This is a genomic window from Colwellia aquaemaris, from assembly GCF_057548755.1.
The window spans coordinates 202347-215308 of record NZ_BAAJLV010000005.1; the positions used below are offsets into that span (position 1 = coordinate 202347).

At 35.6% G+C, this 12962-nt stretch carries 14 protein-coding genes; 9 read left to right on the forward strand and 5 right to left on the reverse strand.

The features are described 5' to 3' along the window. Positions 1 to 20: 20 nt before the first annotated feature. Complete coding sequence (bioD, locus tag AC27HL_RS15120; RefSeq protein ID WP_487081877.1) at positions 21 to 698, forward strand: dethiobiotin synthase; 678 nt, start codon at positions 21 to 23, stop codon at positions 696 to 698. A 31-nt stretch (positions 699 to 729) separates the two neighbouring features. On the opposite strand, the gene pepE is transcribed toward bioD, so the two are convergent. The 3 genes from pepE to AC27HL_RS15135 all read right to left on the reverse strand — a co-directional run bounded on the left by pepE (position 730) and on the right by AC27HL_RS15135 (position 3178). Further along, entirely contained in the window at positions 730 to 1452 is a 723-nt protein-coding gene (pepE, locus tag AC27HL_RS15125; RefSeq protein ID WP_487081878.1) for a dipeptidase PepE, read from the reverse strand. 66 nt (positions 1453 to 1518) lie between these two features. Continuing rightward, complete coding sequence (locus AC27HL_RS15130; RefSeq protein WP_487081879.1) at positions 1519 to 1923, reverse strand: type II toxin-antitoxin system HicB family antitoxin; 405 nt, start codon at positions 1921 to 1923, stop codon at positions 1519 to 1521. A 478-nt stretch (positions 1924 to 2401) separates the two neighbouring features. Beyond that, a complete protein-coding gene (locus tag AC27HL_RS15135) occupies positions 2402 to 3178 on the reverse strand; it encodes a ferredoxin--NADP reductase (RefSeq protein WP_487081880.1) in 777 nt (258 codons plus the stop codon). 160 nt (positions 3179 to 3338) lie between these two features. Here AC27HL_RS15135 and AC27HL_RS15140 point away from each other — a divergent pair, with 160 nt between their 5' ends. Continuing rightward, positions 3339 to 3935 carry a glutathione S-transferase family protein gene (locus AC27HL_RS15140; protein WP_487081881.1) on the forward strand — a complete coding sequence of 199 codons (597 nt, stop codon included), beginning with the start codon at positions 3339 to 3341 and terminating at the stop codon, positions 3933 to 3935. 60 nt (positions 3936 to 3995) lie between these two features. Here AC27HL_RS15140 and AC27HL_RS15145 read toward each other — a convergent pair whose 3' ends face one another. After that, the gene (locus AC27HL_RS15145; protein WP_487081882.1) at positions 3996 to 4895 is read right to left on the reverse strand and encodes a hypothetical protein; all 900 of its coding nucleotides are present in this window, start codon (positions 4893 to 4895) and stop codon (positions 3996 to 3998) included. Positions 4896 to 5138: 243 nt separating this feature from the next. On the opposite strand from AC27HL_RS15145, the gene AC27HL_RS15150 reads away from it, so the two are divergent. The 6 genes from AC27HL_RS15150 (at position 5139) to AC27HL_RS15175 (ending at position 11073) form a co-directional block, all read left to right on the forward strand. Continuing rightward, entirely contained in the window at positions 5139 to 6320 is a 1182-nt protein-coding gene (locus AC27HL_RS15150; RefSeq protein WP_487081883.1) for a tetratricopeptide repeat protein, read from the forward strand. A 9-nt stretch (positions 6321 to 6329) separates the two neighbouring features. After that, positions 6330 to 7271, forward strand: coding sequence for a M28 family peptidase (locus tag AC27HL_RS15155; RefSeq protein ID WP_487081884.1), 942 nt, complete (start codon positions 6330 to 6332; stop codon positions 7269 to 7271). A gap of 87 nt (positions 7272 to 7358) precedes the next feature. Next, positions 7359 to 7916, forward strand: a complete 558-nt coding sequence (locus AC27HL_RS15160; RefSeq protein WP_487081885.1) for a phosphoribosyltransferase — start codon at positions 7359 to 7361, stop codon at positions 7914 to 7916. A gap of 153 nt (positions 7917 to 8069) precedes the next feature. Continuing rightward, a complete protein-coding gene (locus AC27HL_RS15165) occupies positions 8070 to 9284 on the forward strand; it encodes an alkaline phosphatase family protein (RefSeq protein ID WP_487081886.1) in 1215 nt (404 codons plus the stop codon). 14 nt (positions 9285 to 9298) lie between these two features. Beyond that, positions 9299 to 9736, forward strand: coding sequence for a hypothetical protein (locus tag AC27HL_RS15170; protein WP_487081887.1), 438 nt, complete (start codon positions 9299 to 9301; stop codon positions 9734 to 9736). A 125-nt stretch (positions 9737 to 9861) separates the two neighbouring features. Continuing rightward, positions 9862 to 11073, forward strand: coding sequence for an EAL and HDOD domain-containing protein (locus AC27HL_RS15175; protein WP_487081888.1), 1212 nt, complete (start codon positions 9862 to 9864; stop codon positions 11071 to 11073). A 77-nt stretch (positions 11074 to 11150) separates the two neighbouring features. On the opposite strand, the gene yghU is transcribed toward AC27HL_RS15175, so the two are convergent. Next, positions 11151 to 12023: a glutathione-dependent disulfide-bond oxidoreductase gene (gene yghU, locus AC27HL_RS15180; RefSeq protein ID WP_487081889.1), complete on the reverse strand. Its 873-nt coding sequence runs from the start codon at positions 12021 to 12023 to the stop codon at positions 11151 to 11153. A gap of 181 nt (positions 12024 to 12204) precedes the next feature. On the opposite strand from yghU, the gene AC27HL_RS15185 reads away from it, so the two are divergent. Continuing rightward, complete coding sequence (locus AC27HL_RS15185) at positions 12205 to 12777, forward strand: hypothetical protein (RefSeq protein WP_487081890.1); 573 nt, start codon at positions 12205 to 12207, stop codon at positions 12775 to 12777. Positions 12778 to 12962 lie beyond the last annotated feature (185 nt).

The window sequence follows — 12962 nt, forward strand, 5'->3', positions numbered from 1 at the left end:
TATAATGAAAGAAAAATTACATGCTTAAAATATTTATAACTGCAACAGATACTGATGCAGGTAAAACGCATATTGCCCAGGCAATAGTTCACGCCTTAGTTGCAAGCAATAAAAAGGTCGCAGTATATAAGCCGATATCTGCTGGTTGCGAAATAGAAGGTGACAATTTAATAAATGAAGACGCTAAGTTACTACTTGCGCAATCTAATTGTCAGCAATCTATAAAGCAAGTGAATCCTACTGCATTCGAACCAGCTATTGCACCACATATTGCAGCAGCAAAGGAAGAAAAGGCTATTTCGCTACAAGAAGTAGAACAGTGCTTTTTGCAACTTACTAAATTAAAGCCGGATGTAATCGTGACAGAAGGCGCTGGAGGTTGGCGACTGCCCATAGGCAACGGTCAGTTTTTATCTGAATTTGTCCAACTAACAAAGCAAAAAGTTATTTTAGTGGTAAATATGAAACTTGGTTGTTTAAACCATGCGATACTTACTTACCAGGCGATTATTTCTGACGGCTTAGAATGTATAGGTTGGATAGCTAACTGTCAGGAAGAAATGCCGTACTTACAGGAAAATATAAATGAACTTTGTGCATTATTGCCAGTGCCTAAGTTGGCACGATTGACTTTTGAGCCTGTCATCAAAAAAGCAGCACAGGAAATAGATATATCACCATTAACTGTGCTGCTTTAAGTAAAACTATGAAGGTTTTATTTTATATGCTTTACAGTAAATAACTTAAATCATCATCGGTTGTTATTGTTGATTTATCACCCGCTTTAAAGATATATCCGGTATTGCTACCGCCATCACAAGTTAAATGTAACGTGTTGTTTTTAACATCTAATGCTGTACCTTCAACGATAGCAACAATTGCTGTAGTTGGATTTAATACCATAAATTCTGCTAAGCGTTGTGCGCGTGTTTCACCGTTATGCCCTGGAGGGTTAAAGTCGGTGTAATGTGGATTTAGTTGAAAATCAACGAAGTTTAAAGCTGTAAAGCTTTTAGGTTCGATAATAGGCATATCATTTGTGGTTCTAATTGTCATTCCTGCGATATTCGAGCCAGCACTCCAACCAATGTAAGGCGCACCAGTAGAAACCTTATTCTGAATTGCCGAAATTAAACCTTGCTGATATAACTGGTGTAACAAGTGAAAAGTATTGCCACCACCAACGGCAATAGCTTGTGCGTTATTAACGGCAGCAACAGGATCATCAAACTGATGAATCCCAACAACTTTCACACCAATTGTATTTAATGCTTGCTGCACCATTTCGGTGTATTCATCATAATTAACCGTAACGCCGGCGTAGGGCACAAATAATAGTTCTGTAATGCCGTTCAACTTTGCTTTGATCATATTTAAAGCGTGCGCCAAATACTTGGTTTCACCAACTCGTGAGCTACTAAGTAGTAGCAGGTTTGCATTTTTTATGGTCACTTTTATACCTCACGTCGATTTGCAATAAGACGATATTTTACCTGATATTCGATTTTTATGGCGAAATTATTTCACCAACTCCGCAATACATGCGTCAGCAATAAAACCCGAGCGTGTAGTGTATTGTGAAGATTTACTAACCCGATCATCAATTTTTTTTATCAATAATTCAGGTAAGGTTACATTTATCTTATGGCTCTTGCCCATGTAGGGAATAATATCAAACTCCAATAATGCCCAAATAGCAGACGAGTCTGACGATTCTTTCATATGATATTCAATCGATTTTGCTTGCGGAACCGACTCTCCATACTCTACTAAAATTTCTAAATGTGAAGCCATAGCTGCATCAAGTTTGCTTAATCCTTCGTCTATAGTTTCCGCTTTTACCTGACAACCAGGTAAGTCCATTACTGAAAAAACGTAGTTAATTTCTAAATTATTTTTTATTACTTGTATTGGGTATTTCATTTTTATTTCTTAGAAAAATTGGCCTTTACAGAGTGTAACCCTAATAACCCTATGAGTAAAGTGATATATAACCCTAAGAGTTATTGTCCTTTGGGTTACTATAACCCTGGCAACCCTATCTTTACCCGTACACATAACTCTGATAACCCCACTGGTTGCGGTGTGTAAATGTTCACTATCTTTTAGCGTACTTTTTAAGAAAGGTTTAACGTTTTGCAATTGCAAACGTACTGAGTTCACTTAGTAAGGACTTACTAAATAAATTTGCATCGAATAAGGTGGAGGTCTGAGAGTCTATTTTAAGGTGTGTATATAGTTGTTTTAGGTATTGCTTGCTGTAACTTGCTGCTTATTCTTAGCCGAAATTAAGCGTTAAAAATTAGAAAATGAAGGAAAGTTCGGCATTAAAGTTTAATAAAATTAATCTTTCAGTGCCCAAAGATACACTTAAACTTGTCTAATGAATGGGCACGTATTGTTACCAATAATTCTCTGAACTGAAATGGCCTGCGGTACGCCTTAAGTGTTTGCTAAAGCCTAATGTTGTTAAAACAACTTTAGTATCGCGAACCATGTCAGGATTGCCGCATAAATAAAAAAAGCTTTTCTCTGTTGACGGTTTAATATTAGTGGCCGTAAATAATTCATCACTTAGCAATAATGAAGGAATTCTGCCGGAAAGTGCTCCGTTAATTTTTTCACGAGAAACGATCGGTACATAGCGGAGTCGTCCTTGATAGGTATTTACGAATTTTTGAATGAGCTGCTGATAAACTAATTCTTGTTGTGTTCTAACGGCATGAACTAAAACAATATCAGCAAAGCGTTTTTGCGTGCTAGACTCGGCCAGAATTGAAAGAAAAGGACCTATTGCGGTTCCAGTTGAAAGTAACCATAGGTTTTCGACTGTTTTAGGTATTTCATTTAAAGTCATAAAGCCACTTGCTTGTTCACCAACATAAACTGGATCTCCTATTGTTAAGCGGGCGAGTTTCGGGCTTAGATTTCCTCTTTCAACATCAATTAACAGAAATTCCATCTCGGTGTGGCCAGCATCATGGTTAGGCGAATTTACAAAAGAGTATGCTCGGCGTAGCCATTCTCCACTTTCACTTTTCAACGCAAGCTTGGTGAATTGACCGGCTAAATAGGGCTGTATGTTTGCGTGTACTCGTATAGAAAACTCAGTTTTTGTCCAAGGTATCACATCACGTACTTTTCCTTTGACAAAACCTTTTAAATCATCTTTCATCATGGTTATGTTATTTTTTTGGCTAATATAATGATTATAGTTGTTTTTTTATAATTGATTATTCGATTATAGGATAAATTATTATTGCTATATAAATCTTTGTTGGCTTTTTTCAATTGCGGTGCTAAGTTTATTTTCCTTTTTGTTTAGCGAGTTAAATTTGATGAAAATATACGGTGATAAGCGGTCAGGTAATTGTTATAAAATACAACTAACATGTGCATTTCTTAGTATTAACTATGACTGGGTAGACATTGATATTTTAAAAGGGGATACCAATCGTGCTGAGTTTTTAGATAAAAACCCGAATGGCAAAATTCCAATGTTAGAGCTTGACGACCAGCGAATTCTTGTTGAATCCAATGCTATTATCAATTACCTCGCTTTCAATTCTAATTTATTACCTCAAAACGCATACGATCTGGCCAAAGTACAGCAGTGGCAGTTTTTCGAGCAGTACAGTCATGAACCCAATATAGCGGTAGCGCGTTTTATTGAAAAATATCTTGGTATGCCTAAAGAAAGGTTATCTGAATATCAAGCAAAACATCAAGGTGGCTATAAAGCGTTAATGGTCATGGAGCAGCAATTACAACACAGTGAATTCATTGCAGGGGATGTATTAACTGTTGCTGACATTTCTTTGTATGCGTACACCCATGTTGCCCATGAAGGAGGATTTGATTTAGCACAGTATCCTCATGTAATTAGCTGGATGAAGCGTATAGCAGCCCAACCTAACTATCTTTCTATGCTATAACTTTTTGTAATTATATAATTTGATGTAAGCTTTAGGTTGTTGGATGCAGATTGTTAGTTTTTAATTGACTTTATGCTTTTCAATCTCATTTAGATTAACAACATAGGCATTTCTACCAATACCGTGAAACTCCTCGTCGGTGAAAACTATATAGTCTTCATTATAGAAAGTTATTGCTTCTTTTTGTGTCACTATACCGAGCTCTATTCGATAAGCGTCACCAGAGAAAAAATTATCTCCTTGCCAGTTTTCAAACAACCAAATGCGTTGCGAGTCTAACAACGCCAACCGTTTTCGGCTAGGGCTCAGTGCAGCAGAGGTTATCCAGCACAATTTCTCAGCTAACGTGCAGGTTTTAAATGTGCTGAGCTTTTCAGCATCAAAATTGGCAGCGTGATCGCCAATTTTATATAAAGTCGTTATGCCATTAAACGGGCTAGTTCTATTTTTGGTAAATAGATAAAGGTGTTTTTGGTAATAAACAAAAGCTTCAACATCAAATTCTTTATTGGTGGCAGTAGGTGGAAATACTTTATGTTCAGGATAGTTAAACTTTATTATCTCAGCTTGTGTTGTTTCTCCTTTAATATCAATTGGGTTTTCAATTTTATAAATAGTTAACCATTTGCGTAAATTTTCATTATTACCAAAATCACCTAAAAAGAAATGGCCAAAATCATCTTGTGTCATATCTTCCCAATCAATGTTCTTTGCGTTGGTTACCGTTATCGTTTTCTCAACCGCGCCATTTTTATCTAGCTGGTATAACTTTGCATCGTCTCCGCCATCATTAATAGCCCACAATTTCATGTTTTTATCAAATTCTATACCTGATATTTCTTTCAATGCCTTGTCTATCGTCACGTATTTGTATTGGTATAATTGATAGCTCGCCGCCACTATAATAATGCAAGTTGCAATTGCGCACCCAAGTAAAAAGCCAGCAATACTTTTTTTCATTTAAAAATCCCTAATTTATACTCGATACACGACGTTGACAAAATGCTTAATAATTCATTTTAATTTAACAGTACATAGATTTATGCATATTAAACGTTTCAATTTGTAGCTATCTAAATGATTTATTGAGTATAACTATTATCTAAATTGTAATTGTTTATTAATAAACACTAAAAACTTAATTAAAATCTCAAAGTTAAATTATGCTTAAAGAACAGCAAGTATGCGTTTTATGGAGTTGCTATGAGATTTTGTTCAGTCATTGTTTCTTTAAGTTTAATGTTAAGTCTTTTAACTGCCTGTCAATCGCCGCCTAGTTTTCAACAAAATAGCCAATACTTAAATTCTTCACTGTATTTAGATGAACAATTTGAAAACTATCATTTAGCTAATATTGAAAGCGAAGAAGAAATATTTGCATTAGATGAAAGCATGCAAGCTATGGTAAATGAAAAGCTGTTGAAAGAGCGCAATAACAAACGCAAAGCTACCAAGTTATTAAGGCATTTTTTTAACCCGGAACAAGTCAGATTAGCCTATAGGTCCGGTGCAAATGTTATTGCATCTGAAGCATTTAAAAACAACGAAGCCAATTGTTTATCCTTAACTATAATGGCCTATTCGCTAGCAAAGGCGTCGGGGTTAGACGTCGTGTTTCAGAGTGTAAAAGTGCCTGAGTATTGGGTGCGTAATGGTCGTGTTAACATGTTAACGGGTCATATAAATTTAAAAATTGTTGATAAAAAATCACCAAGTAAATTGGTATTTTTGGATAGAGGGGTACTAGAGATTGATTTTGACCCGTTTGTCGTCAAGAAAACCTTCCCAAAAAAGGTGATCAGTAAAAACACAGTCATTGCCATGTTTTATAATAACAAAGGCGCCAATGCGATGATTAATGGAAATTACACAAATGCATATGCGTATCTAAAAGCTGCTACTACAGTTGATCCAACGTTTTCTGCTGCTTGGGGGAATTTGGGTATACTGTATCGCTTTAATAACCTTGAGCAAGAGGCGATTGATACTTACCAATACGCAATTAATTTAAATCGCGATAATTTAACCGCTATGTCTAATCTAAGTATGCTTTTGCATGTTAATGGACAATACGAGAATGCAAAAAAACTAGATAACTTTATTATGCGCCAACGAGCCAATAATCCTTACTATTATGCATTGCTTGCGGATGAAAAGTTTTATATTGGCGATTATGACCAAGCAATTCGACATTATCGTAAAGCGATAAAACTTAATGAAAATATCCATGAGTTTTATTTTGGCCTAGCAAAAATTTACTATATGCTAGACGATATTGGAAAAGCACAAAGTTATTTGAAAAAAGCCATCGCAAAAAATAAAAGTCGCCAATTAGATGAGCAATATATTGCAAAATTAGACATTTTACGACAAGCAAAAGGATAAGCTTAAATAGTGAAATTTAAACCTCTGTTATCTTCATTAATGGTACTGCTTACAGCTTGCTCGCAGCAGTACCAGCAACAAAATCAACAAGCACACGTCCCTAATTCTCGTTTACTACAAGACTTGCATTATTTATCTTCCGATGAATTAAAAGGCCGTAAGGTGGGTACGGATGGCAGTGCTCGTACGCAAGAATATCTGATTAAGCAGCTATCAAAAGCACATATTGAACCTTTCGGGCAACAATATTTAGCACCATTTGTTATTGATGGCATGTTTAAGTCAATTCAAGGAAATAATGTAATCGCTCTAGTTCCGGGCAGGGAAGTTCCCGATAAATTTATTGTTTTATCAGCGCATTTTGACCATATTGGCGGGCATGGCGGTCGTATTTATAATGGTGCCGATGATAATGCCTCGGGCACGTCTGCATTGCTACACTATGCATCAAAGCTAAAGCAGTCGCCTTTGCGCTATAGCGTTATTTTACTTTTTACTGACGGTGAGGAAGTAAACTTAAAAGGCGCAAATGCTTTTGTAGAGCAAAATAGTGAATTAATGACAAATATCATGCTTAATATCAATATTGATATGATAGCGGGTAATAGTAAAACCAAAAGGCTGCGCTATATTAGTCGCGGGCTTGACACCCTTTTATCTGAGCAAGCATTAAATAAACTTGCTTCGCAGCGCCAGCAAGCACCAATCCCAATTAAGAAGGGCTTTCGTCAATTAGGCTACGATAAGCAAAATAATAACGTTAAATGGGAGGTTGCTAGTGATCATGGCGTGTTTTACCGACAAAAAATTCCATTCATTTATTTTGGCGTTGGTACACACAGTAATTATCATCAAACGTCAGACACTTATAATAATGTTAATCATACTTTTTTTGAACATGCGGTTGATACTATCTATCAACAACTGGCCTTTATTGATCAAAATCTATAAAAAAGTAAGCTTTGCTACTCTGTTAAAAGAAAAACACGTTATAATAGCCAATACTTAAAACATTAATTAACTGAGGTTTTCTCATCAATGGAAAAGCGATATATTACAGCGCAAGAATTGCTTGAAGATTCGTTTCGTGTCGCTGCGAAAGTATATGAAGATGGTTTTAGACCACAATTTATCGTTGGTATATGGCGAGGTGGTGCACCAATTGGTATCGCAGTTCAAGAATATTTTGATTTTAAAAAAGTAGAAACCGATCACATCGCGGTTCGCACATCTTCTTACTATGGTATTAATCAGCAAAGCAAAGAAATCAAAGTTCATGGTTTACATTACATTATCGAAAATGCCAACGCAGATGACGGCTTATTAATTGTTGATGACGTGTTTGACTCTGGTCGTAGCATTGAAGCGTTAATTACACAGTTGAAAAAACTAACCCGTAATAACATGCCTAAAGACGTACGTATTGCATGCCCATGGTATAAACCTCAAAACTCAAAAGTAGATTTAGTTCCAGACTACTACGTACATGAGTCTGCAGAGTGGTTAGTATTCCCGCATGAATTATCAGGTTTAACTCACGATGAAATAGCCACAGGTAAAAAAGATCTCGTCAATATTTTAGATTTATTTGAATAATTTTATCTTTCTATCATAAATTAACGTAGTAAGTGATTGCGTTAATTTATGATAATATCAACTTTGCTTACATTTCTTTTCCCTTCCATACTCGCCTTGTATATTTGCACTTAATACATTAAGTTAGCCATTTACATGTCATTGCAGTAAGTTATGAAGCTAAAATTAAGCCTACTATTTTGTGGATTTATATCGACAGTCACTTTTGCGAAAACGCCGTTAGTTTTGCTATCAATAGACGGTTTTGCACAACGATATATAGAGCAATATAAACCAAAAGCACTAATTGAATTAAGCAAGCAAGGTACAAGTGCTAAAGCATTGTTACCCGTTTTCCCAAGCAAAACCTTCCCAAATCACCTCAGTATAATTACGGGTCAGTACCCAATTAATCATGGCATTGTGCATAACGACTTTTTTCATCGAGATATTAATAAAGAATATCAATTGGGAGATGGAAAAAACGATCCTCGTTGGTTAACGGCAGAGCCTTTGTGGTATATCAACGAAATGCAGGGTAATCGTTCGGCTGTGTATTTTTGGCCGGAATCAGAAACGCCAATTAATAACCGAACAGCAAGCTATTATTATCCTTATAAACATTTTACGCCTAATAAAGACAGGTTGGAGCAAATAATCAATTGGCTGCGGTTACCAGAAGCTAAAAGGCCAAATTTTATAGCCGGTTATTTTGCTAGTGTTGATGATGCTGGCCATGATTATGGTGAAAACTCGGTGCAATTGATTAACGCGATCGCAGAACTAGACCATTTGCTGGCTAGCTTTGTTGAAACCATTAATACTGAATTTGCAGGGCAAGTTAATTTAGTGATTGTATCCGATCATGGCATGACGAAAATTGGCCGTAAAAATATAATCAAGTGGCAAAATATGCAAACTGATAACGTAAAGATAGTTAATGGTTCGACACAGCTTTACCTGTATAGTGACGATAAATCGGCGATAAAACAAAGCATTAAAAAGTTTAAAGACCAGCAGAGAACAGGTGGCAATACGGGCTATAAAATTTTTCAGTCACCGAATTTTCCAAAACATTGGCAGCTTAATAACATCACAGCTGCGACACCTGATGCCATTATTGACGCGGAAACTTCTTATATTTTCGATAAGGGTGATAAACACATTGATCCTGAAACACATGGCTATGATCCTAAACATCAACGTGATTTAGATGCGATTTTTATTGCAACTGGGCCTGCTTTTAGCAAAGGGCTAAAAATTGAGGCGTTCGAAAATGTAAATATTTTACCTATTCTAACCAGGGCTTTAGGGTTAAAGGATGTACAAAATATTGATGGTAGTTATGAAATTGCCACTAAAGTAGTTAAGTCACTTGTAAGCGAATAAAGTAAGCTTAATCAATGAAAAAGTACCCATTTATCGTAACTAAAGGCCACCAGGTTGCTTCAGGAAATGCTGGTGACCTAAGGTTTCCTATTGGCACAATAGCAGCGCAAAAACCTTATTTTAAAAAGCTCGGTTTAGACTTAGCAGATTATTTCTGTGCAACATTAAATGCCCAATTTGCTTGTGATAAAGTTGTGTTAACGCAAGCGAATTACTCTTTTAGTCAGGTTAAATGGCATAGAGAATTGGCCGCTGAAGACTTTAAATTTTACGATTGTCAGGTTATTAGGCAGCATCAAGTATATTCTGGCCTTATTTACCAACCGCAAGTTGAAACTAAAAAAGAGCATTTTCAACCAGAAAATTTAATTGAAATTTTGCTGCCGTATATCAAGAATATACATTACGGTGACGAGCTACACATAATTAGCCGTCATTTGACTTTGCAATAAATGTTAAGCGTTTACCATTCAAACAAGCTAAGGCCAACAAATCAAAAAATTTTCTTAAATAACTTTTCATTAACATGCATAATAGGGTATGTTTTAAATCACACAATTAATAATAATTTTTCTCTATGGAAATAAGCTACATCGCCCGTCAGGCAATACTCGATCGAAATAATAAAACTATTGGTTATGAACTATTGTTTAGGGATAGTCCTGACAATAAATTTCCTGAAATAGATCAAGATATTGCAAGTTCTAAATTGGTTATTCAAAACCATTTTCAAGGTGATATTAAATCTATTAGTTTAGGTAAACTGGCATTTATAAACTTTACCGAAAAATGTTTGATCAATAAATATCCATTAATGTTTGATAAATCAGCGATTGTTATAGAGTTGGTTGGTCACAAGTCTGCTACAGAGCGATTATTAAAAATTGTTAAGTACTATCATGAAAAAGGTTATCAAATCGCATTAACTGAATATGATTTAGATAGTAAATGGGATGTTTTATTTCCATATATTTCAATGATCAAAGTTGATATAGAAGTAATAAATGCTAAACGATTACGTCCGGTATTAGAGCGATTAAAACCTTTTGATGTTAAGTTAATTGCTGAAAAAGTTGAAACTAATTACCAATTACAATCTTTGGCGGAAGTTGGCTTTAATTATTATCAGGGCTTTTTCTATCATGAACCTGAAATTGTTGAAGGACAGACCCTAGCGCCAATTAAATCGCAAATGTTGCATCTTATTAGTGAAACCTTCAACAAGCCATTAGATTTTGACCATATTGCTGAAATTATTAGTCATGACGTTAACTTAACCGTTGGCTTACTTAAGTTGGTGAATAATGTCTCTACCGGTACTCGTGTTGAAATTACCTCTTTAAAACAAGCGGCAGCCTACTTAGGTGAAGACAAGTTAAAGCAATTTGTCACTATTTTAGCGTTATCTAAGTTAACGTCAGATAAAACCAGCGAAGTTTCTCGGCAGTCACTTATTACGGCTAAGTTAATGTCAACATTAGCAACAGAAAGTGCCTTTGTTGAAATTAGCGACTTTGCCTTTATAACCGGTTTACTTAGTGCAATAGAAGTGATTATGAGCATGCCAATGAGCGAAATCATTAAAACTATGCCATTAGCAAAACCTATTGAAGATGCTTTGGTAAGCCATACTGGTATTCTAGGGCAGCTATTAGAATTAACAACCAATTACATCACAGGTGACGGTGGAAATATTCAGCAACTTATTGATATTTATGGTTTAGATGCAAACTTTATTCATAAAGAGTTCGTAAATGCCAGTAATTGGTGTAAATCTTTAGGTATTTAGCATAATAAAAATAAGTTTTAAAATGAAAGAGCATTTATTTTTTGTTAGAAGTAAATGCTCTTTTTCAATTTAAGCGCTTAAATTTCCGCTTCTAGTTTATCTTGTGTGCGCTCAGTAAAATCACTTGCGTTATGGCGTTCATGAAGCTGGCTAGATAACTCGCCCCAAGTTTTATTTACCATAACACCACGTTTAACCGCCGGACGCTGATCAATATTTTCAGCCCAACGTTTGAGGTTTTTATAAGAGGCAACATCTAAAAACTCACCAGCATCATAAAGTCGATTTAATACCAAAGCACCGTACCATGGCCATATCGCAATATCGGCAATACTGTAGTCATCACCACAAATAAATGTATTGTCTGCTAATTGTTTATCTAAAACATCTAATTGACGCTTTACCTCCATAGAAAATCGGTCAATACAATACTCGATTTTTTCAGGTGCATAAGCGTAAAAATGCCCGAAACCGCCTCCTAAATAGGGGGCACTGCCCATTTGCCAGAATAACCACGACATACATTCTGCGCGTTTTTCATTGTTTGGAATTAACACATTAAATTTTTCTGCCAGGTAGAGAAGAATAGAGCCAGACTCAAACAAACGTGTTGGCTGTTTGCTGCTGTTGTCTATCAAGGCTGGAATTTTTGAATTTGGGTTTATATCAACAAATTCACTGCCAAATTGATCACCTTCACCAATGTTAATCAAGTAAGCGTCGTATTCAGCTTCTTTTATGCCAAGGGCAAGTAGTTCTTCAAACATAATAGTCACCTTGACACCATTTGGTGTTGCAAGTGAATACAGTTGAAAAGGATGTTTACCTTTGCGTAATGTTTTATCGTGAGTCGGCCCTGAAACAGGGCGATTAATATTGGCCCAATTACCACCATTTTCTGTATTCCATTGCCATACTTTCGGCGGAACATATACATTATCGTTACTCATGCCGTCTCCAATTTTTATTAGCATTTAGTGTTAATACGTTATGCCTTATTGTCAGAAAACTCCAGTAGTTATAGCCGACTTTTAATAGTTGCTAGCTATCAGTTAGAAGATAAACATATGAAAGGTTACGAATAACGCCTATATTAGGACAAATAATAAAGCTTATAACTCGGTATTAAATGTGGACTTAAAAAAAGTTATTCAAAGCTCGTTAATATGTTTAACAAGCATGACTGTATTAGGCTGTGCCAATGTTAAACATCAGTCGCAGGTGTATACTGGCGAGAATTTAATCACACCTTATTCAGGCTATTTAGCCGGCTGGAAAGTATATACCGAAAATAAGCCACATTATCATTCTAGAATGTGGCAACACCCAGAATTGGGCTTTAAAAATGCTTATGTCGTAAGTGTTACACCACGTGAAAAAAACAATCTTGCCCATTTTCGAACTGTTATTGATGAGCCTGGAATTCAATCTTGTGACAATTTTACTAGCAATACAATTCGTTCTAATCTACAAGCTAATTACCCAGTTGAAATATGGCAAACAAACTGTATACGTAAAAATACCAGCCAAGCCAAAATTTTGCATTTGCTAGTTCGTGGCAAAGACAGCTTATATCACGTGCAAAAAATTTGGCAGGGCAACGTTAACTCAACAGAATTAGTGGCGTGGCAAAGTCGTTTCAAGCAAATTTATGTTTGCGATACCCGATCACAAAAATTTCCTTGTCCTGAAATAACTCAGTGAATTTAATTACTGTTTACATAACCTATCAAGGGGCGACTTTGGTTGATATAAAATCAATAACTTTCAATAAATTAATCTGTCTATAACTTAAATTAAATTTGACACCGCCACCTTATGTGCCAACCTTATTTATACTATATCTGACACTAGACAGATTGATTTCATTAATAAAAATGTAGGTATTG